We start from the raw sequence: 25,543 nt of genomic DNA on the forward strand, positions 1-25,543 counted from the left end.
GGATGGCTGGCTCATGCGAAGACCGGTGCCTCGCACAGGGACCGGAGCTTCTCCGCGTAGGCCACGGGTGAGCAATCCTGCGCCACCTGCGCCAGCCCAGCGCGCTGCAGCCGCCGCCAGGTCTCCGCATCCTCATGGAGCCGGATCAGCCCGGCGATGAAGGCTTTTGGGTCGCGCCAGTCCCGCGTCAGGTATCCGGAGCCCTCGGGCCAGCCGAGCTGTTCCGCGAGGATCGGGGTGACCAGACACGGGAGCCCCTGCGCGACGGCGGCGTGAACCTTGTGGGGCATACCGGCAGCGAAGCGGGTGGGGGCAACGAAGACGCGCGCCCGGTCGAGGAGCGGAGTCGGGTCCGGGACTCGGCCCATCACGGTGACGTTTGGTGCCGACAGGCGTGCGCGCAGATCTGGGGCGACCTGTCCGATGATAGTGAACGGCACGCATGGCAGGGCGCGATGCACGTCCGGCCAGACGGTCTCGAGGAACCAGATCAGTGAGTCGACGTTCGGCGAATTCTCGTGTTCCAGCGACCCGATAAAGACGAAGCCGCTGCGGCTGCCGAGATCGACGGTGATCTCTGCCTGCGGCGCGAAGGCGTGGCCGAGCACCGCCGTGTTGGTCACGCCATAGTACTGTAGCAGGCGCGCCTCCGCCTCCGAGACGCAGACGACATGGTCCGCCTGCGCGAAGTTGCGGGTCTCCCGGCGTGCGGAGGCCGCCAAGCGCGCGCCGAATCCGTACCCGTCCTGCAGGGTCCCCTCCATAAAGTCGCGCAGACAGAACAGGGCTTCCGAATCGAAGATGACGCGGCTCCTCGCGAAATCGCGCAGCGCCATGTCGCGGTTCTGGAAAATCTGGCAGACCAGATCGATGTTGTGCGGGCGACTGACCCAGAGCACGTCGTAGTGCTCCTGCCGCTCGTCAATCAGCCGCGCGAGTCCCATCCCCTCCTCGGCATCCAGGATCTCGACGGTGTCAGGCAGGTCGCGGTACCGCTGCGCGATCTCCGGGTCTGCGCGGTAGACCGGATACACGGTCACCTGATAGCCGAGCCGAGCCATGGTGGCGACGATGAAGTTCGCCCGCGGCATGCCCGCGCCGAGGTCGATGTGGGGCACCCCGTCGTCGACGTAGAGCACCTTGAGCGCCCAGGCATTGTGGGTGCGATCACCGAAACGCGGTCCCGCATGCGGGAACAGCCATGACCGGTGCCGCTCAAGGAAGCGGACCCGGTTGCGATCGATCAGCGCCTCGACGTCGGCGCGAACCGGCGTCGTGGCATTCTCGAAATGGATCGCACTCGCTCGCGGCTGGTAGACGACGCGCCGCCCGGCCTGATGGCAGCGGACGCACAGGTCCGTGTCCTCGAAATAGGCCGGGGCAAAGAGGTCGTCGAAGCCGCCCAGATGCTCGAAGAGCGCGCGCTCGACCATGAGCACGGCACCCGAGACGTAGCCGACTTCGCGCTGAAACGTGCTCTCCGCCAAGAGCGGGTTCGCGTTCCCGCGGCCGTAGGGATGGGTAATCTGCGCATCGTCGCGGAAGAACGCGCCGCTCTCCTGCAGATACCCCCCGGGAAACACCAGGTGGGCTCCGACGATGCCGACGGTCGCGTCCGAGAACGGGGACACCAGGGCGCCGATCGCGCCGGGCATCAGCTCCACATCGGGGTTGAGGAAGAGGAGGTAGCGCCCGCGGGCTGCTGCGGCACCCTGGTTGCACGCCGGGCCGTAACCGACATTCTCCGCGTTGCGGATGACCGTGGCCCCGTCGAGCAGGTCGAGCACATTCTGGGTTTTCGCGTCGGAGGCGTTGTCGACGACGATCAGCTCGAACGACGCGCCCGCGAATGCCTGTTGCGTGGCAAGGCGATAGAGCGTCAGCGTCAGCAGATCGCTGGCATTGAGCGACACGATAACGATCGAGACGACCGGCGCCGCGACCGGAGGGAAGGCGATCCGGAGGCCGTTGCGCGCGATGGCGTTGCCGATGAGGTGCGCCTCCGCGATCGCGGCGAGCCTCCCGTAATGTGGATCAACCGCCTCGATTTTATTCATCACTGGACTTCAAGGCGGGTGTTGCGCGCCGGAGCGAAGCGGATCAGGCCCACGAGGTCATCGCTGAGAAACAGCACCGCCTTCGGCCGGGACGGCGTCTTGCCCGCTGCCGGGATCGGCGAGGCGGATCCGTCGATCTCCAGCGGCTCGAAGGTGAGACTGGCGGGCACAGGTGTCAGCGCGCCTCGAGTCGCGGCGAAGGCGAGGCTGGGCGCGCGCGCCAGCGCCGCGGTGCTGGTCAGCCGCAACTCCCGTGCCGTCTCGCCGTCCCCGAGGAGGAAGGCCGCGGTCGGCCGCGACCGCGCGACGAGGAAGCTCGGGACGCGCGAGACCACCGTCAGCCCATCGGCCTCGTACCCGATCAGGCAACCGTCCGCCGTCCAGTCGGCCTGGGCATCGCCGAGAGAGCCGGCGATCGCCTCCCGGGCCGGCCGCGGAAGTGACCGGCGGTGGATCCATTCCGGGGAGAGGCTGACCGGACCTTCGTGCAGCGCCGGCAGCGCGCCCGCAGATTGCCGGCTCCCGTCCGGCTCCGGGCTCACGAACCAGCGCCGCCGCTCCGACGGGTAGCCGGCTTCACGGGCGGTCGCGGGCGAGGGTTTCTCAGTCGCCACGAGGATCCCGCCGTCCTCGTCCGCGGTTGGCAGGGAGCGCAGGGAGCGTTCCTCCCGCACGATGATCCCCGCCCCGACGGTGGTCGACACGTCCGGCGCGCGCGCAGCGAGCGAACCGGCAGCTCGCGCGGAACGGCGCGGAATCGCGTTCAGCCACGCCGCCTCGCAGGTCGTGGCCTTGGCGTTGTAGCGCGTGAGCAGATCCGCGCAGGCCGCGGTGAGTATCCCGAGGCCGTCTGGATCGTCGTGCAGGCGCCGGATCGCCGCGACGGTGTCGGCAACGCCGTCCAATCGGTGAGCGGGATGATCGGTGTCGAACCCCTCGAACGCGATTCGTGTGCCGATCACCGGCCGACCCAGCGACAGCGCTTCGGCGACCTTCATCTTCAGACCGCTTCCCATCAGCATCGGCGCGACCACCGCGTCGACGCCCGCGTAGAAAGTTTCTACTGCGTCGACATATCCGGCCAGCTGGACGCCGGGTAGGTCCAGCCCGTTCAGGCTCCCGCAGATCTCGCCGGCGATGACGAGAACGGGCAGGTCCGGCCGCCAGGACGCCGCCCAGCCGTGGGCGAACTTGCTGATCGAGAAGAGATTGGGATCGTTCCCGTGGCCGATGAAGCCGAACCGGGCCAGCCGGCCGGGTGCGCGAAACTTCGCGGGTTCGGCGAAGACCGGCGGAAGCAGGTACACGGCGCGATCGACGAGGCCGCGGAAATAGTCCGCCTCTACCGACTGGATCGCGACGATCATGTCCGCGCGTGACAGGCCGACGGCTTCCGACGCGCGGTCCGTGTAGAAGAAATTCGGCTCGGCGCGGAAAGGCCGATATTGCAAGTGCCTGTCTGCGAAACGGTCATGTGTGTCGATAATTCGTAGAACGCCGTCCGGCACTGACTCAAGACATCTCGACAAGAAGACATAATTTACAACGATAGCGCAAGTGTCCGGATTTAAACCGAAATACCATTCAACGAACTCTATAACTTCAGGTGGGCACCAGTCGTCAATCCTAAAGCCTTCGGTCCACGTCTTTAACGGGACCGTTGTCGCAGCGGGTATCTGAAAAACACGATCGAACGCTGCGGCCATCGCAGATGAATCCGTCGGGGGGTGTTGTCCAAAGCGACGATATATCTGGTCTTCATGCTGGAAATAGGCCAAATCGATTGCGAAGCCGCCGCGCCGAAGAGCTTCAGAGGTCGCTACGAGCCGCCGTCGATTGCCCGCGCTCACCGGTGCCGCTGGCATCGGTGCTACAATCAGAACGGTCGGCTTCTGCTGGGTCGCCATACGCTCACATCGCCCCGGCGACACGAGCTACCGCGTATCGGCCTTGCCCGCTCAGGATGGCCCCGTTGATGGACTGCGTGTCCAGCGGAAGGCTAGCTGTGAGCGTTATGGCGGCTCTTTTATGAGCATCGAACCGAATAGAAGTGATAGAGCTGCAGGTGTAACCAGCCATTGATCGCACGATCACGCAGTTCGGAATGAAATCGATTCCGTTTATCAGCCAAGCGTCAGCGGACTCGCTGCGCCTGATGCTCAGCGCACTCGACATGCTGTCCGTCAAAATTGTGTCCAGCCCCGCGCTTAAGAGCGGGATTAGGGCACTAAAATGCTCTAGCCAATTCGGATCCAGAGAGGATGTAACTGTCTCTGCAACGACGGACGCCTCATCACGCGAAAGGGGCGTCGGTCCTGACGTTAAAGTAACGCATCGATCGCCAACGTGTGTGCAGACCGAAACGGAAGATAAATTATCAAAAGCGCCACTATCCCGACAACCCAGAACGAGAATGCAGCTAGGGTCCATAATTTTCCGCTCAGAAAATCCAACGAACGACCAAGCAACAAGGTCGACAGCCTCAGGCTCCATAATTTTTAGCGGTATTGCACCGGATCCATTCATCGAAATCCTAAGGACAGCAATCCGTTGATCGACGTGCGCAATGGATCCAGAAATTAAGATGTTCGGTGCTCGCATCGTTTCATCAGACTCGATATCTACATAAGAGGGAGTTGCAAGGAAGTGAGTTCGTGCTTATTCAAATATGAGCTGGCCGCCCACAAAATCATGCTTGAAAACGAATGCCGCCCATGAAACAGCGTATCACATACAAAGCGAGGTCACGGCAATAGGTCTAAATTCCTTTTGGCCGGTCCCGGAAGGGCAGAGCATGTGGGAGCAAGGGTGGTGAAGCTTCACGGAAGTGTCGTGTTCCGAGTTGGTGAGACTCCGACGACCCGACGATGCTAATACTCTGGGCGGAGGTCGGCTACCGGGGCAGATATCGGAGGGATCGCATTTTGCGGGTCGGCCGGGCGTGACTCAACACCTCGCATGTCGCTGCCGGATTCCGATATGCTGGGATTGTCTTCACCGCGTGATGCTTGAGCGGCATTTAGAATGCAAATGCACTCGGCTCATCGCGGTCTGCTCTCGACAAGCCAGATAGCCCGCTAATAAGGGGCGAAGCAATGGGGCCGAACCCGACGGATCGGGGCAAGCCGGGTACGAAGGGCCATCTCATCCCATACGCCAGAAGCGCGCCGCTCGGCCCAACGTTCACTGTGACCATTCCCTACGACAGTCGCATTCTGGCAGCGACGCTCTACAGACTGCCACGCCCTACACATCGGGGGCTTGGTCTCCCGCGGCGTAGATCGAAAAAGCTCTACGAGAATCAGGACTGGGATCATATCCGATCTCGGCGTGAGCACCGGCCACACAGCACCACACCGCACATCTCTCAGTGCAGTGCGAAAGCAGTGAACACCTGGGACGCCATCGTTCGATCGTGGAACGCTTCTGACGTAATTGGCATGCTGCCGCCGCCTAGGCATTTGTTATGGACGATGGCGGGCTGCTTGCCTCCACGACAAACTCATCTGCAGATCACAAGCCAAACAGGCTTATTTCAATTTTCTAAATAATAAAATAGTGCTACTTAATATATGTCGACGACCGATGATGCAAAACTCTTCTATCTCAAATTATATACAATGCCTCGATATGAAGATTTAAAATATATCTTAACGACTTATAACTTGCTCATGGGCACTTTTAAGCATCTCTATTTGACACCTCTGGCGGCTCGATAACAAAGGCGCTATGGATAGGATTGGTGCCGAGAAACGTAACGCCAACATCGTCAAACACAGCTCGGCGGACGATCAGCACAGAATGAAAATAGATCCCGTGAGATCGCCGACCGAGCTGAAGATACCTATGCTGCTACTGCAGCGCGCTTACTTCAAGTATGTTCATTCGTTCCTCGAGATCATTTCTCTTTACAACGATGAGCGATTTGTATCCAATTCCAAGCATTCTTGTGTCGCCATCGAGTTTTGGCGCTTCGCCTGAAATGTTAAGCTCAATATCTATGACAGGCCCTCTTGCAGGGACTGCCAGTAGAAGATCTTCTTTGCCGCAAGAAAAAATCTTGTTGGTTCGACCGTTAACAGAAGCAGTAATATTGGCTGGAACAATTTGGGAATTTATTATAGCCTTTATGTATACGATAACAGCATCATCATGACTAATCCGGAAGAGAAGGCGATTGTCGGTGTTGAATTTTGACCAACGACCCCAATTCTCTCTACGGTACCACCCCGTTCCGCCCATTAAGAGATCTGATTTTATATAATTGTCTATCCCAATCGGCCGGTCCGTCAGGATAGGGCTAGAGAAAGATCGGGCATGCCGGTCAACTTCATGGCCATGCGCTACGTTGGAATCTAAGTATGTTAGAGTTCGGAATGTATATTCGGTATTAAGGTCAGCCGTGAAAATATTATCTGGGGTTAGTTCTGCTGCCCGGTTTAGGCCGACGATCAGGCGAGTTGCAACATCATTCCACGTGATAGGCGTGAATTTTTGTCTGAGCGACGCCTCTTGTTCTTGAAGCTTCCCCTTCTTTGTGCAAAGGTCTTTGACTATCGCAAGAAGTTCTTCTGCATTGTCTGGGTCGAACAGTATCGCGGCTCCTCTAGCAACCTCAGGAATAGACGTTCTATTTGAAGCAACACACACTTTCCCAAGAGATAAGCTTTCACTAACTGGCAGCCCCCATCCTTCGTACAAGCTGGGGTACACTGTAAATAAGCAATTTTTATATAAATCGAAAAGTTGTGCGTCCGTGACGTTGCTCATAATTCGGAGTTTTCCGTCGAGCATATTTGATTCATGCATTTGTTCGATTAAAGATTCGACACGCCATCCGACTCGCCCTACGAAGACCAGCTGAGGCACGTCTACGCTCTCTGCCCGCAGTGTCTGCCATACGTCGAGAAGTATTCGGTGGTTTTTTCGCCCTTCGATTGTGGAAACGTAAAGCACATATGGTTGTTGCGGGAGGGAGTAATCCGGAACATTCGCCGTGATATCGTCTCCTGAGAAGCCGTCGCCGTTCTGTAGTACAATGATTTCGCGATGAGGCAGGCGCTGTTTCGTGATGAATTCCTCGAGATCCTTCGCTGTATATGCTGAGACTGTAAAGATCACGTCCGCAAACAGACAGACTCTTCTGATGAAAAACTTGAATATTTCAGCTGTGCCTTTGTCGCACATGCTCGGCATTTTGATGGGTATCAGGTCGTGTATCAAGCAGCAGAATTTGCCCCCCTTTTGCTTATGATTTCTGACCGCTGTGAAGTACTCTGGGAACACCCAGGCGGCTCCAAGCATAACAATCGTCGAGTTCGGGCCGGAGGCGATGGGTTGTGATGAGGCGCCGAGTGCTTTCAGAAGATTATCGACGTCTCCTCTGCCAATAGGTAGCACACGATCTCCGATTGATGCTTTTAAATCACTCAAAAGCTGCAAAAAACTGGAGTACGGTATTTCCCTAAAATTTAGACTCTCATTATTAAAGTAGGCAAATCGCACTTCGTGGTCTTTTTTCTCGTCCAGCTCTATCAAAGATGAGATCGTCGAAAGCACTACTCGCTGGATGCCAGATGGATTGTCATGATGCGCAAGGTAATACACTAAGTCGGATAAATCAAAAATATGATTTGTGCTGGCTGTGTTTGCGCTTGAAATCGGGCTCCCTTTCAATTCTACGCCAGTTTTTTCTTCATAAACCCGGACTTCCGGAATCGCTCTTCCGAAAATTTTTGGGATTGAAATTGAGAATCCGCAATTAGCTGTTGAGTGACCGGCTTGCAAAACGTCCGGACGGCCAATGTTTGCAATGGCTCGCGCGAGCAGCTGATTTTTGTGATAAATAACTACTGTGCAATTCTCATCTTGGGCTGAGTTATTGTAGACCCAACCCTTAACTTCCCCGCGGTCATAAGAGTCTACATGTCCAACTACAGTAGAACCTTTGTTCATTTTATTAGAGCTTAGCGGATTTTTGGGTGAGAAGACTCGATTAAGCATTCTTTTTTCCTGTTTGCGGTGTTTTGGATATTCAGCGTCCGTAGATGTCCTCGACGCGGATGATGTCGTCCTCGCCGGTGTAGGAGCCGACCTGGACCTCGATCAGCTCCAGCGGGATCTTGCCCGGGTTGGCCAGCCGGTGCATCGACCCGATCGGCAGGTAGACCGCCTCGTTCTCGTGGACCAGCACCACCCGCTCGTCGATCGTCACCTCGGCGGTGCCGCGCACCACCACCCAGTGCTCCGCCCGGTGGTAGTGCTTCTGCAGCGACAGCCGCCCGCCCGGCACCACCTGGATCCGCTTCACCTGGAAGCGCTCGCCGATGTCGATCCGCTGGTACCAGCCCCAGGGCCGGTACATCCGCAGATGCGCGTCCGCCTCCGGCTCCCCGCGGGCCCGCAGCGCGCCGACCAGCTCCTTCACCTGGCCCGAATGCGCCTTGGAGGCCACCAGCACCGCGTCGGGGGTCGAGACCACCACCACGTCCTCCAGGCCCACCACCGCGGTCAGGCCCTCGCCCTGGCTGTGCACGAGGCTGTTCTTCGTGCCGATCAGCGACACCCGGCCGCGCACGGCGTTGCCGGCCTCGTCATGGTCCAGCACCTGCCAGACCGCGTCCCAGGTGCCGACATCCGACCACGCGAACGACACCGGCAGCACGCCGGCCCGGGCGGTCCGCTCCATCACCGCGTAGTCGATCGAGATCTTCGGCGCCTGGGCGAAGGCCGCCGCGTCGAGGCGCACGAAGTCGAGGTCGGTCACCGCCGCCTCCAGGGCCGCGCGCGCGGCCGCCAGCACCGCGGGGACGAACGCCTCCAGCTCGGCCAGCATCAGGTCGGCGCGGAACAGGAAGTAGCCCGAGTTCCACAGGGCGCCGTCGGTGATCAGCGCCTCGGCGCCGGCCCGGTCGGGCTTCTCGACGAAGCGGGCGACGCGGGCCGCGCCCGGGGCCTCGGCGATCGGCTCGCCGCGGCGGATGTAGCCGTAATCGGTGGCCGGCCGGTCGGGCTCGATGCCGAGCGTCATCGTGTAGCCGGCGCGCGCCCCGGCGGCCGCGCGCTGCACGGCGTCCACGAAGGCCGCCGTGTCGGGCACGACGTGGTCGGCGGCCATGATCAGCACCACGGCCTGCGGGTCGCTGGCGGCGGCGTGCAGGGCTGCGACCGCCACGGCGGCGGCGGAGTCGCGGCCCTGCGGCTCGAGCAGGATGTCGGCGGAGAGACCGAGCTGGTCGCGCTGCTCGGCGACGATGAAGCGGGCCTCGGCCGAGGCGATGACGGTGGGCGTCGCGAAGACGGTGGCGTCCGACACCCGCGCCAGCGTCGCCTGGAAGGTCGAGCGCTCGGCGTCGACCAGCCGGGCGAACTGCTTGGGCATGCTCTCCCGCGACGCCGGCCACAGCCGCGTCCCCGTCCCTCCGCACAGGATCATCGGGTGGATCTGGATCGAAGGTCGGGACATGGCGACGTCTCCCGAGAAGGCTCGTCAGACTGAAACGAGGGCGCGGCCTCGGCTGATTGGAAAGGGCTCATAAGGTACGGCACGTCACCGGCCACCCATTGCCGGGTTTGCGCATATCGTTGCGGAAGCCATATAACAATCCTGCCCGCGTTTTCTTTGCTCCCTTGAACTTTCATCGCTTTCACACTTCTGCCGCAATGGCCTGAAACGCTCTCGATAGCGCGGATGGCACGGGCTGCATGACAAGGCAGGAGCTGCTGACTATTCCTCGTCAGGTTGTGCCATCGGGTGCGTCACCCGGGCCGGTGATCATCTCTTTACCAGTACAGACTGTTTTTGGACTTGCCTCGAGAAAGATACTGCTGGCGAACTCCTGCGCGCCCGCGGGTTGAGCCATGAGGCGAGCGAATGCCGAGCGTCGGGTTCGGCCAGCGGGGGTGTCGCCGATCCAGGCGGCAAGGCGGCCGAGATTGATCGCCGTCTCCGTCAGCAGGTGCTGCAGATGCGTCCTGCCCAGACCGAGATAGCGACTGCGACGCAGGCCCATCCCACGTATGCCGCGTGAGAGCGTTCCTTCGATGCCAGCGCGCCGTCGCCGGTCAACTGCGAAGGCCGACGAGGTCTCTCGTGCCCGCGCCGCGACGAGCGCATCATGTTCCTCACGCGAGCGCGGGGTCAGCAGACGGCGCTGCGAGCGGGTGCAGCGAGGCTTCAGGCTGCAGGCTCAGCAGTGCTGTGCCGCGAACCGAATCCGTATGACCGTGCGACCGAGGTTGTAATTGGGATGCCAACTCCGGCTGTCATGTCCCGCCGGGCAGGTCGCGATCTTCCGATCCCAGTCGAGGTGGAAGGCTTCGATGGTGAAGGCGCCCTCGGTACGCGCTTGCCACTGGTTGTCCTTCGACACCGGTCCGATCAGGACGACGTCATGATCACGCGCGGCGGCCACGAGACCGTCGGCGTCGATATAGGCGGCGTCGACGAGATGGCGTGCCGGCAGCAAGCCCTTCGTCGCCAGCGCCGCGTGCAACGGGTCGAGCACCGCCCAGTCCACGATCGGGTCCGCTGTCGTCGCGACGTGGACGATCAGCGGTGGCTGGGCGTCGTCGCAGGTCTCGGTCAGGTGGACGGTGTCACCGATCCACGTGGTCGCGCGCTTCTTGGCGTAGTACACGTCCGGATCGTAGGGTGATGCGACCATCACCAGGGCCGCTGGGATGCCCTCGGCCTCCGTCCGCCAGCGGATCCGCCGGTCTCCCTGCGAGCCTTCGGTCGGTGGTTCGGCGACGTGGAAGTTCTGCAGCCAGACGCGGCGAAGGACCACCATGGCGGGGACGTTGCGCAGCCAGCCCGGTGCAGCCTTGGCGTCGACGGCTGCAAGCAACCGGTGCCCGTCGTCACCGATCGCCTCCGCGCAGGCGCGGCGCGCCGTCTCGCCCTGCGGGATATGGAAGTCGTCGATGGAACGGCCGTAGCGCTCGATCCAGCTCGGATCCGTATGGGCCCGTAGCCAGTCCGGCGCGGCGGCAGCCAGGGCGCTCAGGGCGGCCCGCAAGGTCTCGATGGCGCAGCCGAGGCGGTTGAGGCTGCGGACCGCACCGAGGACATGGGTCGCGTCGGTGCGCTGGCGGCCACGCTTGGCCAAGAGGCCGCGCTCGCGGCAGAGGGTGAGCAGGGTGTCGAACAGCAGGGCCTCGGCTTCGCCGGCCACGAGGCGGGAGCGGAACTCACTCAGGACCGAGGCGTCGAAACCGGGATCGGTCAGGTCGAGGCCGAGCAGGTACTTCCAGTCAATGCGAGCCCGTACGGCATCGGCCGCACGGCGGTCGGACAGGTTCTCGGAGAACTGCAGCAGCGTGATCAGCGCCAGCCGCCAGGGGCAGGCCGCGGGCTGTCCGACGCGTGCGAACAGGCCAGCGAACTGGATATCCGTGTAGATCGGACCGAGAGCATCCCGCAGCCTGAGATAGGCATGACCGCGTGGGAATGCGGCACGGGCGACGGCCGCGGTCTCGTGCGGGACGCCGAAATCGGGTTTGGGATGGAGAGACATTCTCGATCTCCCGGACAAGGCGCGCTCTGCGCCATGATCCGGAAACGCCCATCATCTCAAACCGATTCACCCAATTCGCCAGCAGTATCGAGAAAGTGGAGAGCTCTTTTCCTGAAGGAGGAGGGTTACGATGGCAGACCGGGAGCAGACCTTTACCCCGGGTTTCGTGCTGAGGCGGTGTGACTGGCCCGGATGAGTGGACGGTCCCGCCGGGAGGTAGCCGCCGATCTCGGCGTCGGGCTCTCGACGCTGCGCAACTGGATCGACGGTCGGCCGTGAGCGGGAAATGGACCACCCGCCGGCCGATCGGCAGGAGGACATGGCCGCCGAGCTCAAGCGCCTGCGCCGTGAGAACGAGGTGCTGCGCCAGGAACGAGAGATCCTGAAGCGGGCCACAGCTTTTTTCGCCAAGGAGGGAAGTCGATGAGGTTCCGCCTCATCGGCGCGGCGAAGAAGCACCTCCCCGTCGCGCGTCTGTGCAAGGTCCTCGCCGTCAGCCCAAGCGGCTATCTTGCCTGGAAAATCGTCCAGCCTCGGCTCTGCAGCGCGAGGATTTCGTGCTGCCGAGCCGATGTCCGGTCCGCCTTCACGCTCTCGCACGAGACGCACAGTAGCCCGCGCATGACCCACGAACTGCGTGAGCAGGGTGTGGCGGCCGGCCGGCGGCGCGTGGCCCGCCAGCCGCGGCGCTTCCGGCGGAACACATACAGCGGTCACACCTTTCCAGTCGCGCCCAACCTGCGGATTTCGACGGAAGCCGGCCAGCGTTCCGATTCGATGTCGGCCACCATTCCGAGATGAAGCCGGCCACCCCGTAGCCGATATCGCCTACGGATCATCCCCGCAGGTCAGCAACCGCGGCATCCCTGTCCTCGACCACGAGGAGAGCGGGATGCCGGCCAGGAGAGAGCTGACCAAGCGACAGATCAAACAGATGCTGCGTCTCGCCCGCGACGGGGTGAGTTCGCGAGAGATCGGACGAACGCTGGGCATCGCCCGCTCGACCGTGCAGGACAACCTCGCCCGAGCGAGCGCTGCCGGCCTGACTTGGCCGCTTGGCCCCGAGGTCACCGACGCGGTGCTGGAGCAGCGCTTGTTTGCCCGGGCCGGGGTGAAGCAGGGCTTGCGCCGCCTGCCCGAGCCGGACTGGCCGTGCCTGATCCAGGAGATGCGCCGCCCCTGGGTCAACCTGAAGTTGCTATGGGAGGAGTGCCGGGAGGCCCATCCGGAGGGCTACGGCTACTTCCGGTTCTGCGATCTCTACGGGGGTTTCGAGCGCCGGCTTAACCCGGTGACGCGTCAGCACCATGCCGCCGGCGACGAGGTCTTCGTCGACTACTCCGGCAAGAAGGTCGGGATGGTCGATCCGGCCACTGGCATCGTGCGCGAGGCCGAGATCTTCGTGGCGGTGCTCGGCGCGTCGAGCCTGACCTACGCCGAGGCGGCCTGGACGCAGACGCTGCCCGACTGGATCGGCGCACATGTCCGCCTGTTCCGCTTCATCGGCGGCGTCCCCCGCCTAGTCGTGCCCGACAACCTCAAGAGCGGGGTCCACAAGGCGTCGTTCTACGATCCCGAGCTCCGCCGCTCCTACGGGATGGCGGCCGAACATTACGGCGCCGGCGTCCTGCCGGCCCGGCCCCGCAAGCCGCGCGACAAGGCCAAGGTCGAGGCCGGCGTGCGCTTCGCCCAGAGCTACATCCTGGGCTGGCTGCGGCGCCAGACGTTCTTCTCCCTGACCGAGCGCAATGCCGCCATCGCCGCGATGGTGGAGCGTATCAACGCTTACTGCGTGCGCCGGCCCGGCACCACGCGCCGCGCCCTGTTTAAGGCGATCGAGCTCGCGGCGCTGCGGCCGCTGCCGGAGCAGGACTACACCTTCGCCGAGTGGCGGCTGGCTCGGGTCAATCTCGACTACTACGTCGAGGCAGGCGGCTTCCTGTACTCGGTGCCCCACGCCCTGATCGGCGAGCAGGTCGACGTCCGCCTGACAGTGCGCACCGTCGAGGTGTTCCATCGCGGTCAGCGCGTTGCTGCCCACGAACGCCGCTACACCGGACGGCGGCACGGCACCGATCCCGACCATATGCCCAGCGCCCATCGCCGCTACGCCGAGTGGAGCCCCGAGCGCTTCCGGCGTTGGGCGCGCGGCATTGGGCCGGAGACGTAGGGGCTGGTCATCGCCATCCTCCACGACCGGCCTCATCCCGAGCAGGGCTTCCGTACCTGTCTGGGCATCCTGCGCCTCTACCGGGGGCTCGACCTCGGCCGGGCGGAGGCCGCCTCGGCACGAGCCGTGGCGCTCGGCGCGCTCAACTACAAGAGCATCGCCTCGATCCTGGCCAATGGCCCCAACCGCGCAGCCCCACCTGCCGAGGCCGTCCCACTGATGCTCCACCCCAACCTACGCGGCCCGCGCTACTTCCACTGCCCGAGCACACCCGAGCTCCAAGCGGTCGCCTGAGATCGCCGCGGCCCTGGCAGGTTAGTCGGACCGTGTGAACAGGGTCTGGAACAGCGCTTCGGAGCGGCGCAATACCTCATCGGTCAGCACCACCGACTTGGCGCGTCCGACTGGATCGGCGATGAGCCCCTTGGCGTGGAGACGGCCAAGCACGGCCCAGTCAAAGCCCTTCCAGGCCCGACGCTCGTCGTGGAGCGTCAGCCACAAAAGGGCGAGCACCACCTCGTCGATGCGCTCCTCGTCGACCGACATCCGAGCAGATTAGCACGTCGCGCTCAGACCGAGCGAGGTGCTAACCGATCGGTTACAATTGATCGAGCCACTGAATGTACAGACAAGAGCCGGTACGTTCCTATGCCTCGTGCACCAATGTTCCGGCCTGGCTCATATTCAAAATGATCGTAATTATTAAATATTCGACCATCCCCAAATTGCATTTACTCCAATTCATTAATGCTGATTTTGAGCGTAGACGCTCAGTCAATCTGATGAGAACGTCAAGATTTAAAGCTATAATATTCGTGGGGCGGGTTGTTATCTTCGGTAGCATGGATCGGCCCTGATATCCGTCCGTTTGCAGAGAGTTTAATGGCCAGCATCTGGTCGTTGAAGGCGGCTGGGTTGGCGGCGATAACGTAGGGCAGGAGATGGAGGTTGCCGTTCGGGTAGGCCCTTAGCCGCTCGCTCGGCTCTCCGAGCTTGAAAGCCACCACCGGTAAGCCGGTGCGTAGCGCCAGTGATAGAGTGTACGAGTAAGTCTCAGGCCAGATCGACGGTAGCAGCACCAGATCGGCCGAGACCTGGGTGACGAGGTCGAGGGTCTCGTCGTCCTCCCAGTTGCGGCCGGTCTCGGCGATCTGGAGGGCCGCCCGGGCAACCCGGTCGAGGGTCGGATCGTCGGTCGAGTACCGCCCCGTCTCGATGACGCCGGCGCGCTCAAGGCCGCCTGTCAGGGCCGGGTCCGAGTAGCCCACGATCGTGAAGTGCAGTGGCAGGTCCCGCTTGCGCGCGTCGGTGGCCAGCGCCTGCAGCAGCAGCCCGCCCTCGGGGAGACTGATTGCGCCGAGCACGGCGACGCGGCGGACGCGGCCGGGCCGCTGCAGGGCGGTCGAGCGCACCGACCGCTCCGGCTCGACATGGGGCCGCACCGTGACGGCGAGGTCCGGGTACACCGCCCGGATCCGGGCCGCCGTGTCGGAGGACGGCGCGAACACCCGCGCGGCGCCGGCCAGGAACGCCCCGAACGCCGCCCGCCGCTCGCCCGGATCCGGCTCCTCGAACCCGTCCGCGTCCACCGCCAGGCACGACCGGCACTCGCTGACCGGCGCCAGGCCGCAGTAGCGCCCGTCCGGCTGCACCAGGTGGTTGCGGTGGCACACCGGCGAGTAGTCGTGCAGCGTCCACGCGTAGGGCCGCCCCGCGCCCGCCACCACCTCCATCAGCGCCCGCGCCGCGCCCCAGCGCAGCCCCGCCAGCGAGTGCACGTGGATCAGCACCGGCGCCAGCTGCCCGACGAAGTCGGCGAGCTCGGCCGCGTCGCGCGGCAGGTACAGGCTGTCGAGGTTGGGCAGGTACAGGAACTCGGGGCCGCGATAGGCGACGTGGACCTCGAGGTTGCGGGTCCGGTCGATCTGCAGCAGCACCACGCTCAGGCCCTCGGCCCGGGCCTGCGCGACCATGTCGTCGATGTGCCGCTGGATGCCCCCGCCCCAGCTGTGCGTCACGTACAGCAGCGCCCGCCCCGAGAAGTGCCGGGCCAGCCGCGCCCGGTCGAGCCGCGCCCGCCCGCGCCGGCCGGGATCGGCCTGGACGAACTGCCCGACCCGGGCCGGGTAGTCGGGGTGCTTGGCCAGCAGCGCCGCCTGGCCCTGGACGTACTCGCCGCCCGCGTCGAGCCCGAACGAGATCTGGCCGGCATGGTGGACGAACACGTCCTCGGCGAGCAGGTTGACGAAGCCGGCCTTGGTGGCGCGCAGGCACCAGTCGTTCTCCTCGCCGTAGCCCTTGCCGAAGGCCTCGGCGTCGAGGTCGCCGACGGCGTCGAGGGCGGCGGCGGTCATGTACATGCAGAAGCCGACGCCGGTGGGCACGGGCACGGCGCGGCCGCGGTTGACCTGCGCGGCCACGCGGTCGAGGTCGGGCCGGGCGATCTCGAGCGGCATGGTGTTGTTGGCGTTGAAGCGCGGGTAGGAGCAGATCGTGGCGTTGTTGGACAAGGGCGTGACGCTGCCCACGGGCAGCCCCGCGCCCATTCCCGCCCCCGCCTCCCCGCCGGACCCGGCCCGAGGGGCTGCCTGAGGATCTGCCTGAGGTTCGGCGTGGGCGACGAGGCGGTCGAGCCAGTCGCCGAAGACTTCAGCGTCGGAGTTGAGCAGGACGACGGCGCGGCCCTGGCGCAGGCCGAGGGCGCGGTTGACCGAGCGGACGAAGCCGAGGTTGCGCTCGTTCTCGACGAGGTGGAACAGGCCGCGGGCGGCGAGGGCGGCGAGCTCCGCGGTGAGTTCCGGGTCGGGGGAGCGGTCGTTGACGGCGAGCAGGGTGAAGGGGGTGGCCTGGGGCGCCGACAGGCAGGCATGGATGGCGCGCAGGGTCTCGCCGCGGCCCTTGTAGACCGGGACGATGACGACGACGCGGGCCTGCGCGATGGGCAGGGCGCGGGGCAGGCGGTCCCACGCGTCGGCGGGCGGGGCTTCCATGGGCGGGTAGGTGCCGAGATCCTCAGGGCAGCCCATCAGCCCGGCGGCCCGGCCGGTGCGCACGTAGTGCAGGAACGGCGACTCCCCGGGACCCAGCAGATGGCCGTAGGCCCGGCGGTAGAACCGGGTCGAGAAGGTCTTGCTCGGGTCGCGGTCCTCCTCCTGCCCGTGGGACAGGAAGTGGATCACCGGGCCGTTCTCGAAGCCGCGCGTGTCGGGGTAGCGCTTGATGTACCAGGGCGCGTCGAAGAACGGCTCGATCAGGCGGCCCTGCTCTAACAGCTCCGCGTCCTCCTCGGCCGGCAGCGCGCCGTACCGCGGATCGAAGGCCTCGCCAGCGAGGTCGCCGCCCCGCAGCAGGGCCCGGGCTAGGTGGTGGACGAAGGGCGCGATGCCCGTCGCTTCCGCAGAGGGGTGGTGCGCGCGGTAGGCCCAGCCGTTGAAGTCGGGTCGGGGATTGCGGCCCGTCTTCCAGCCGGTGTCGCAGTAGTCGCGCACCGCGTCCTCCGCCTCGGACAGGCCGTAGCGCGCCCGGTAGAAGCCGTGGTCGAAATGCCCCGCCACCAGCCGCGCCTGCAGGTCCAGGAGCGCGTCCCGGTCGAGGGTCTCCCGCCCGATCGCCCCCAGCCAGCCCGTGTCCTCCACCGGCGCCCGCGCCGGCTGCAGCCCGCAGACCCGCAGCAGCGCCGCCAGCGTCGAGCGCCCCGGCCCGGGATCGCGCAGCTCCCGCCAGCCCGCCTCGGCGAAGTGCAGGAACGGCTCGCGCCCGCCCACGTCCGGATAGGTCGCCCGGTACCACGCCGCGTCCACCGCCGGTAGGTTCAGCCGGTGCGGCCCCGCGAACGGCTCGGCCCCCGTCAGCCGGGTCTCGGCGACGTAGCGGAAGAACGGGTCGTCCGCGACCGCCCGGCTGCCGGCCCGCGCCTGCACGTAGCCGGCCGGGTCGAAGTCCGGCCGCGGGCCGATCCGCGCCCGCCAGCCCTCCGCCACGTAGTGGCGCAGCAACGCCGTGTCCGAGGCATCGGCCAGCGCCTCGGCCTGCGGTCCGGGCAGGCGCTGCCGGTAATGGGCGGCGTCGAAGTAGGGGGCGAGGGTCTCGATCCGCAGGGCGAGCGCGGCCTCCGGGTCGGGGCGGGCCGATCCGCCGTGGAGGACGTAGTGCACCAGCGGGTTCTGTGTGGCGAAGGTGATCCCGCGGGTGAGGCAGTAGGCCAGGGTGTCGAATTGCGGCGCCGGCTCGCGGCCCTCGCGCCAGCCCGAGGCCATGTAGTGGTCGACCGGGTCGACGCCGGCGGCGGCAAGGTCGGGGTTGCCAGCGAGGTAGAAGGCGCCGTCGACGAGGCGACGGGCGAGGCGGTGGGCCTCGGCCGTGTCGGGCCTCGGCAGGGCGGCCGCCTCCCCCTCCCCGCCCGCCCTGCCGCGTCGGCGCGCGAGGGCGTGCAGGAGCGGGTTGATTCCGGCGCGGGCGATGTGGGGATGGGCGGCGAGGTAGGCGGCGGAGTCGAAGTCGGGGCGCGGGTCGCGGCCCGCGCGCCAGCCGTGGACGAGGTAGTCGCGCACCGGGTCGGCCGCGATCCCGTACCAGCTCGCGTAGAACGCCGTGTCAAAGTTTGGAGCCAGGGCGGCGATCTGCGCGTCCTCGGTGACGAGATCGTCCGCCGCCGGCAGGCCCCGGCGGGCCGCCAGCCGGATCAGCGGGTTGCCGCTCGCGCGGACCGGGCCAGAGCGTGCCCAGCGATGGTACAGGCCGCGGATCCGCTTCAACGCGCGGCGCCCGTTCTGTCGCGCGACGGCCGCCGATCGCCGTCGGAGGGCATGTCGCAATCGGCACTGGATTCGAGGCCTGAAGCTCGGGTGAGCATGTGTTCGCGCGGGCTGGATCGAAGGCGTCTCGGCGCGCCGGGCAAAGTGCCGCGCCGACGGCCATCGCCCTAACGGAACGCGCGCGCGGGGTAAACAACGTCACTACCTGCCCCACGTCCCGGGCGACCCGCCGGTGCGGTCAAATCAAGTCGGACCGCCACGTCACGTTCTCCCGCACGATTCGCGCGGGGTTGCCGGCGGCCACGCAATGCGCCGGCACCGTCCTGGTGACGACGGCGTGCGCGCCGACAATCGCGTTGTCGCCGATGACCGTGCCCTTGAGGAGCGTGGCCTGATTGGCGATCCAGACGTGGTTGCCGACCCGGACAGGCTTGGCCGGGTTCAGCCGAGCGCCGGTGTCCCGGGTGACGATGGAGTGGAAGTCGCTCGTCGTCATCCAGACGCCCGACGCGATCGAGCAGTCTGTGCCGATCTCGATCGCCTTCCCCTCGACGGGGTTGAGATGGACGAGCCCGGTGAAGCCGGTCCGGTCGCCGATGCGCAGCACCGAGCCGGGGCCGATATAGATGTTGGCCATCGACAGCCGCACGTCCTCGCCGACGTCGAACCGGCAGTTCGACTCGATGACGATGTGCATGTCCTTGTCGGACACGCAGCCCCTGCCTATGCGGATGTAGTTGTTGTCGCCGTTGACGTAGATCTTTCCCGCCTGGCTGTGCTGATCCCGTGAATCAATGTCGACAACATTATTTTTCCCTTTGTCAAAGATATTCAAAGACATAATTTGCTCTGCGGCATCTACGAACGCCCCTGGGTGCGGCGCGGCCGGCGTCGCGATGAGGACGGCCGCACATCGAATTCGTGGAAGCAAGCTCGCTATCTGACATGAGGATTACGGTATCGGCGTGCCGGGATCGGAATTCGTCGACATTCGACGGCAGCGCCGATGCCCCCGGGCCGGAAGCGGCGTTTGAAGATGTCTCTAAGCCATTGGGCTCTATCCTCACAACTCGCGCGGCGGTTGACGTCGGAAGGGTCCTATGCCGTATGGCGTCCGCTAGTGAAATTATGGGATGAGGCCATCCGGTGGCTGAGGACAACACCCTGACGAAGGCCCTCGTCGATGTGCGGGCGCGCAGGGCCGCGCTGCAGAGCGACTACGACCGGATTGCGGCCGAGCTGACCAAGCTCCGGGCGGCGGAGGCCGCGCTGATCTCGATCGTCGAGGGGATCCCGCTGGACGCCTCCGGTCTCCAAGTGCCCAATGGGCTGCGGGCCTCCGCGGCCGACCGTGCCGCCCCCGCTTCCGGCGGACGGCGCGGTGCTCGCGGTCCCCGAGCCAATTCGGCCAAGGGGCGGCTGAAGGCGCTGCTCGGCTCGGCCGGCCCGCAAGGCCTGTCGCATGCCGAGATCGCCGAGCGACTGCATGACGTCGCGCCCAACACCCTCAACACCTATCTCAGCATGCTGGTGACCGGCGGCGAGGCGATCCGGAACGGCGACTTCTTCACCGCGGCCGCCGCGGACGAGGAGGCCGAGGACGGCGAGGCCGATCCGGATGAAGAGGCGGAGGTCCGGCACGACGCCGCCGCGGAGTGAGACGGATTCCGGGAGGCGGTGCTGTCCTCGGGCTAGGGATTTGGGCGGCGCCGCGATAACCGAGGGCGCACCTCCGAGGCAGGCGGCCGCCGAACATCCGGCGGTTGATCGGCAGCATCAGCGCGCTCGGCGCGGCGGCCGGAACGGGGAAGATCGTGCCGGTCTGATCGGTTTTCACCTGGGGAGCCGCTCGGTCACGGTCCGCTGTACAACGTTGCCCTCTGCGAGCGTTGGACTGATCCCGCCCGCTCGGCGGCGGCGGTGGTGGGACGCGGAAGACGATCTCGATATGTCCATCGTCGATCTCGATGCGCCGAACCATGAGGAGGAGGACAGCACTCTGGGCGTCCAGTCCAGAACATTGAGGCACTCGCGCATGCGAGCGGGGAAGAGCTCCAACTGGCCAACAATCAAGGTCAATTCGCGCTCTGCTTCGCTCGCAGCCCGGATCTCCTCGCGCGCTCCTCCAATTGTGCCGCCCGACTCCTCAGAGCGGCGATGCGCGGCTCGTGCTCGCTCCTGATCCTCCCTCGGCATCGCGGACACCTCTGATACGCTCATGCTGAGCGGGGAAGGTGTCGGATGGCGAAGACGAGACGAGAGTTCACGCCCGAGTTCAAACGCGAAGCGGTCGCCCTGCTGGAGGCCGGTCCGTCAGCCGCGGGCGGGTGGAGCGTCTCATGCGCCGGCATGGCATCCGCGCCCTAACGGGGCGTCGGTTCCGGCCCTGTACGACCGACAGCCGTCACGATCTCCCCATCGCGCCCAATCTCCTCAAGCAGGACTTCTCAGCCGCGCGACCCGACACGGTCTGGCTGGCCGAACCGAAGGTCCGCGGAGCGATATTACCTACCTGCCGACCGGCGAGGGCTGGCTGTACTTGGCTGCCGTCCTCGATCTGGCCACGCGCAAGATCGTCGGTTGGTCGATGCGCGATCACATGCGCGCCGAGCTGAGCGGAGCGGCATTGATGATGGCCGCCCAGCGGCAGCGGCCGGCCGCCGGGCTCATCTACCACTCGGCTCGCGGCAGCTAGTACGCGGCCGAGGCCTACCGGAGACAGCTCGCCGGTACGAGGGCGAAGCCGTCGATGAGCCGCACGGCTTGGGGCTCACGATAATGCCCCGATGGAGAGCTTCTTCCGCACGCTCAAGGTCGAGCTCGTCCATCAGCGACGATGGGCGACCCGGGATGAAGCGCGGCGCGATCTGTTCGCCTACATCGAGGGCTACTACAATCGGCAACGCATCCACTCGGCACTCGGCTATCTCACGCCCGAGCAAGCCGAGAGGACCGCGAAATGATCTCCCTGTGTCCGCGACACCGAGGGTGGATCACCTGCTGTCGAAGCGGCTGGAGGACGGCAAGTTCTGCTGGCCGGCCGTCACCGACGGGGTGGTGCGGCTGACGGCAGCGCAACTGCAGGCCCTTCTGGAAGGGCTCGATTGGCGGCGCGTGCACGTGGCCCGGCCAACGCGCGCTCCCGTCGCCGTGAGCTGATCCGCCAAGTCGATCACTCTGGCAAAGCCTTGTGATCCATGCTCAAATCGGCTTCGTGAGCGAACCGAGCGCGCGCCTGCCCGATGATCCCACCGCCCTGAAGGCGATGGTGGCGGCGCGCGAGGCCGAGATTGACCGGCTGCACCAGATCATCAGGGAGCTGCAGCGTCACCGCTTCGGACGGCGTGCCGAGAGCCTGCCCGTCGACCAGTTGCTCCTGGGCCTGGAGGAGGCCGAGCAGATTGAGGCTGGGGGCCTTGCCGAGACCGACGCCGCCGATGCATCGGCTCGCGCGGCCCGCACCCGGCAGCGCCGCGCCAACCGCGGCGCCTTGCCGGCCCACCTGCCGCGCATCGAACGGATGATCGACGTCGACGACCGCACCAGCCCCTGTTGCCGTGGCGACCTCCACGTCATCGACGAGTATCAAGCGACATCCGGAACTGGGTTCATCCGCACTTTGTGTGGTGAGTTCGGTTCATCCTGCGGCCAGCACACGCTGGCGGAGAAGGGCGAAGTCGGCCCGTCCGAACATCGTGCGCTTCAACATCTTCAAGCGGCTGATCTGCCCTTCGACAGGGCTCGTTGACCACGGTGTCGTGATCGTCCCGATCAGCGCCTCCCGATCGCGCCGCAGCCCCTCAGCGAATCGTGCAAGGGGCGTCGCGGACGCCGCCGTGAACCAAGCTTCCGGGCTCTCGCCGGAACGTCGCCGAACGAGATCGGCGAAGCGCATCGCAAGGGCGGCGCTCCGCGCCAGTTCGGGGGCCTCGACCTGAAGCCGATCGAGGAAGTGCCGATCCAGCTCGCCGAGACTGGACGGCTCAGCCTGCAGGAGCCGAGCCGTCCGATTGATGGAGGGTGGCTGCCACAGCGGCGCGCTCACCGACCTCGGCAAAGCGTCCAGGACGTCCGAGCTCGCGCGTCGGCGCTTCATCGCCCAGTCGCGCACCACGCGCGGATGGACCGCGGCGCCGGACCGGATCAGCTCGCGGGCGAGCTCGGCCGCATTGCGGCAGCCAGCCTGCCAGCGGGCTTCCAGGTGATCGCGATGGGGGTCGAGGATCGTCGGCACGGCTCGTCTGCGCTGCCAAATCGGCGGCGCTTCCCGACGCAGCCAACGCCGCACCGTCTTGCGATCGAGGCCTGAGGCGCGCGCCATACCGGCGACCGAAGCGCCCGCTGCCGCAAGCCGCTTCAGTTCGGCGTGACATGCATGACGGTGGGCGTGCGTTACCCGTTTCCGAGCTTCAAGCGCCGTAGGCGGTCGCGCTGCTGTGGCAGCAGTCCGAACCACCGCTCGCGCACGATCGAACACAGCGCGACCTGCCACGCGGACAGCGGCGTGATGGCGAGCGACGATGGCGTGCAGCGCGAGGCCGAGATTGCACAGGAGGTGGAAGCGATCGAGGACCTGCTGGGCCTGCGGGGCACCGGCGCGCACGCCCTCGGCGAAGATCTCGGCGCGGTCGCGGGCGACGATCTCGATACCGGGATGAGCCCGCAGCCACCCGGCGACACTGATGGCATCCCGATCAGGCAGCAGATCGATGACGGTATGCCGTTCGAGATCGACGATCATGGTCCCGTAGCTCCGCCCGCGTTGCCATGCCCACTCGTCGATCCCGACGACGCGCGGCTCAGGGCGATCTGGCACGGGCGCCGCGCGCACGAGGCGCAGGAGCGTGTCACCGCTCACCGGCATGGCGAGGCGCCGTGCCAAGCGCGCGGCAGGAGCGCCGCCGAGAGCGAGGCCGAGATGTCGCTGAAGATCGCGTAGGCGCTCGGAGCGCCTGGCGTGGGACCGGACGACAGGCTCGACGCTCTCGCTGAAGGTCCGTCGTGGACAGGCCGCGTTGAGGCAGAGGAAGCGTCGCAGCCGAAGCCGCAGGAGAACGCCACGACCTTGCCAGGGCAGATCCGCCAGCGTTCGCTCGTATTGCCCATGGTGGCGCCGCGACGGCATCGAGCATACCGGGCAAGATGTCCCCGTCGAGCGAGGCGCGACGTGGATGACGATCGCGTCGGCGATGGGCTCGACCTGCACGATGCTGAGGGATGCGGGAACGAAGGGAAGAAGGCGTCGGGACATGGCGCTCTCCGTCAGCGAATCCCCCGAGATGGGCGACAGCCCTCCAGATGCCAGCCTCGCCACAGAAAATGCGGAAGAACCCAGTTTGCCGTGTCGCCTGACAACGAGGACGTCGCCGAGCGCCTCGACATCGTGCCGGCCCAGTTCCGCGTCGTCGTCACCCGCCGGCCAAAGTATGCCTGCCGGGCGTGCGAGGACGTGATCGTGCAGGCCCCCGCGCCCGCCCGCCTCGTCGAGGGCGGGATCCCGACCGAGGCGAGCGTGGCTGACGTGCTGGTGTCCAAGTACGCCGACCACCTGCCGCTCTATCGTCAGGCCCAAATCTACGCCCGGCAGGGTGTGAACCTCGACCGTTCGACGCTGGCCGACTGGATGGGCAAGGCGGCCTTCCTGCTGCGCCCGGTCCACGCGCGGCTGTTCGAGAGGCTGAAGGCGTCGGACCGGCTGTTTGCTGCCGAGACCACGGCACCGGTGCTCGATCCGGGCCGCGGGCAGACCAAGGACCGGCCAGCTGTTCGCCTACGCCCGCGACGACCGACCCTGGGGCGGCCTCGATCCGCCCGACGTGGCCTACCTCTACGCGCCCGACCGCAAGGCCGAACACCCGATCCGTCACCTGGCCGGCTTCGAGGGCACGCTGCAGGTCGATGGCTACGCGGGCTACAAGGTCCTGGCTGCGCGCAAGGCTGTGAGCTTGGCCTTCTGCTGGGCGCACGTGCGCCGCCGGTTCTACGAACTGGCCAAGGCTGGCCCGGCACCGATCGCGACCGAGGTGCTCGCCCGCATCGCCGAACTCTATCGGATCGAGGGCGAGATCCGCGGGCGCTCCCCCGACGAGCGGAGGGCCGTGCGTCAGGACCGCAGCCAGCCGGTCGTGGCGGCGCTGGAGCCGCGGCTCACCATCAAGCTCGGGCTGATCAGCCAGAAGAGCAAGCTCGCCGAGGCGATCCGCTACGCGCTCAGTCGCTGGGCCGGCCTGTCTCTCTTCCTCGACGACGGCCGCGTCGAGATCGACAACAACACCGTCGAGCGGGCGATCCGACCGTTGGCCCTGACGCGGAAGAACGCGCTGTTTGCCGGCTCGGACGGTGGTGCCGGGCATTGGGCTGTCGTCGCCTCGCTGGTCGAGACCTGCAAGCTGAACGGGGTCGACCCGCAGGCCTCCCTGACCGACGTCGTCACCCGCATCGTCGCCGGGCATCCGCAGAGCAATATCGACGACCTGCGGCCCTGGGCCTACGCCCCGCAGCCCCTCAGGGCCGTGGCCTGAGAACGACGCTTACAGTTGAGCGGATAAACCGCACGATCAAGGACGCCACCGTCAAACGCTTCCGTTACGAGAGCCACGATCAGCTCCGGCGGCACCTCGCGGACTTCGTGGCCGCCTAAAACTTCGCCCGCCGCCTCAAGACGCTACGCGGCCTCACGCCCTACGAAGCTATCTGCAAAGCCTGGTTGGACGAGCCCTCTAGAGCAGTTCCCGGTCAGGTAGCGACGGCCAAGTCGTCCTCGTAGCCGGCTGCGGCGAGGTAGTTGCGGCACTCCTGCGGAGTGAAGCGTGTGAAGGCCTGTCGGATCGCCGCCCAGAGATCCGGGATCGTGCGCGCAGCCGCGCTGCGTAGCAGAGCCTTCAGCTTCGCAAAGGCCTGTTCAATCGGGTTGAAATCAGGGCTGTAGGACGGAAGGTAGAGCAGCCGCGCTCCTGCAGCCTCGATCGCGTCCTGCACGCCGGCGACCTTGTGGGCTGGCAGGTTGTCCATGACGACGACGTCGCCTGGCTGCAGCACCGGGAC

11 protein-coding genes and 7 pseudogenes are annotated in these 25,543 nt (G+C 65.5%); 8 read left to right on the forward strand and 10 right to left on the reverse strand.

All coding sequences use genetic code 11. From position 1 onward, the window contains the following. Nucleotides 1-11: 11 nt before the first annotated feature. The 5 genes and pseudogenes from BM419_RS27160 to BM419_RS27180 all read right to left on the reverse strand — a co-directional run. Nucleotides 12-2,057 (reverse strand): glycosyltransferase, encoded by a 2,046-nt coding sequence (locus BM419_RS27160; RefSeq protein ID WP_091928260.1) that lies wholly within the window; start codon nucleotides 2,055-2,057, stop codon nucleotides 12-14. Continuing rightward, a complete protein-coding gene (locus BM419_RS27165; RefSeq protein WP_244540879.1) occupies nucleotides 2,057-3,763 on the reverse strand; it encodes a glycosyltransferase family 4 protein in 1,707 nt (568 codons plus the stop codon). Before BM419_RS27165 ends, BM419_RS27160 begins: the two co-directional genes overlap by 1 nt. 2,146 nt (nucleotides 3,764-5,909) lie before the next feature. Continuing rightward, nucleotides 5,910-8,060, reverse strand: coding sequence for a glycosyltransferase family 4 protein (locus BM419_RS27170; RefSeq protein WP_091928274.1), 2,151 nt, complete (start codon nucleotides 8,058-8,060; stop codon nucleotides 5,910-5,912). Between the two features lie 31 nt (nucleotides 8,061-8,091). Continuing rightward, complete coding sequence (locus tag BM419_RS27175) at nucleotides 8,092-9,522, reverse strand: mannose-1-phosphate guanylyltransferase/mannose-6-phosphate isomerase (protein WP_091928262.1); 1,431 nt, start codon at nucleotides 9,520-9,522, stop codon at nucleotides 8,092-8,094. 448 nt (nucleotides 9,523-9,970) lie between these two features. Then, nucleotides 9,971-11,575, reverse strand: a pseudogene (locus tag BM419_RS27180) (IS1182 family transposase); the annotation flags it as partial. 130 nt (nucleotides 11,576-11,705) lie between these two features. Here BM419_RS27180 and BM419_RS27185 point away from each other — a divergent pair. Together BM419_RS27185 and istA are read left to right on the forward strand one after the other, a co-directional pair. Further along, nucleotides 11,706-12,313: pseudogene (locus BM419_RS27185) on the forward strand (transposase); the annotation flags it as partial. 154 nt (nucleotides 12,314-12,467) lie between these two features. Then, a pseudogene (gene istA / locus BM419_RS27190) lies at nucleotides 12,468-14,039 on the forward strand (IS21 family transposase). Nucleotides 14,040-14,060: 21 nt separating this feature from the next. Here istA and BM419_RS27195 read toward each other — a convergent pair. From BM419_RS27195 to BM419_RS27205, 3 genes are all read right to left on the reverse strand, one after another. Further along, nucleotides 14,061-14,291 carry a DUF6429 family protein gene (locus BM419_RS27195; RefSeq protein WP_091928263.1) on the reverse strand — a complete coding sequence of 77 codons (231 nt, stop codon included), beginning with the start codon at nucleotides 14,289-14,291 and terminating at the stop codon, nucleotides 14,061-14,063. Nucleotides 14,292-14,536: 245 nt separating this feature from the next. Then, nucleotides 14,537-18,499 carry a glycosyltransferase gene (locus BM419_RS27200; RefSeq protein ID WP_091928264.1) on the reverse strand — a complete coding sequence of 1,321 codons (3,963 nt, stop codon included), beginning with the start codon at nucleotides 18,497-18,499 and terminating at the stop codon, nucleotides 14,537-14,539. Between the two features lie 238 nt (nucleotides 18,500-18,737). After that, nucleotides 18,738-19,340 (reverse strand): acyltransferase, encoded by a 603-nt coding sequence (locus BM419_RS27205; protein WP_091928265.1) that lies wholly within the window; start codon nucleotides 19,338-19,340, stop codon nucleotides 18,738-18,740. A gap of 305 nt (nucleotides 19,341-19,645) precedes the next feature. Here BM419_RS27205 and BM419_RS27210 point away from each other — a divergent pair, with 305 nt between their 5' ends. The 4 genes and pseudogenes from BM419_RS27210 to BM419_RS33025 form a co-directional block, all read left to right on the forward strand. Next, complete coding sequence (locus BM419_RS27210; RefSeq protein WP_091928266.1) at nucleotides 19,646-20,158, forward strand: hypothetical protein; 513 nt, start codon at nucleotides 19,646-19,648, stop codon at nucleotides 20,156-20,158. 644 nt (nucleotides 20,159-20,802) lie between these two features. Then, nucleotides 20,803-21,462 (forward strand): annotated as a pseudogene (locus tag BM419_RS27215) (IS3 family transposase); the annotation flags it as partial. A 25-nt stretch (nucleotides 21,463-21,487) separates the two neighbouring features. After that, a complete protein-coding gene (gene tnpB, locus BM419_RS32730) occupies nucleotides 21,488-21,658 on the forward strand; it encodes an IS66 family insertion sequence element accessory protein TnpB (protein ID WP_206614541.1) in 171 nt (56 codons plus the stop codon). Nucleotides 21,659-21,764: 106 nt separating this feature from the next. Beyond that, a pseudogene (locus BM419_RS33025) lies at nucleotides 21,765-22,082 on the forward strand (transposase); the annotation flags it as partial. 54 nt (nucleotides 22,083-22,136) lie between these two features. Here the strand turns inward: BM419_RS33025 and BM419_RS31750 are convergent. Then, nucleotides 22,137-23,750 (reverse strand): ISL3 family transposase, encoded by a 1,614-nt coding sequence (locus tag BM419_RS31750; protein ID WP_107684812.1) that lies wholly within the window; start codon nucleotides 23,748-23,750, stop codon nucleotides 22,137-22,139. A gap of 105 nt (nucleotides 23,751-23,855) precedes the next feature. Between BM419_RS31750 and BM419_RS27245 the strand changes: the two are divergent. Both BM419_RS27245 and BM419_RS27250 read left to right on the forward strand, forming a co-directional pair. Next, a pseudogene (locus BM419_RS27245) lies at nucleotides 23,856-25,020 on the forward strand (IS66 family transposase); the annotation flags it as partial. Nucleotides 25,021-25,034: 14 nt separating this feature from the next. Continuing rightward, nucleotides 25,035-25,265 (forward strand): annotated as a pseudogene (locus BM419_RS27250) (hypothetical protein); the annotation flags it as partial. Here BM419_RS27250 and BM419_RS27255 read toward each other — a convergent pair. After that, on the reverse strand, nucleotides 25,235-25,543 hold a 309-nt coding region (locus BM419_RS27255; RefSeq protein ID WP_139257133.1), incomplete at its 5' end, for a transposase. The pseudogene BM419_RS27250 and the gene BM419_RS27255 sit on opposite strands and share 31 nt — an antisense overlap.

Source organism: Methylobacterium sp. yr668 (assembly GCF_900116245.1).
GTDB lineage: Bacteria > Pseudomonadota > Alphaproteobacteria > Rhizobiales > Beijerinckiaceae > Methylobacterium.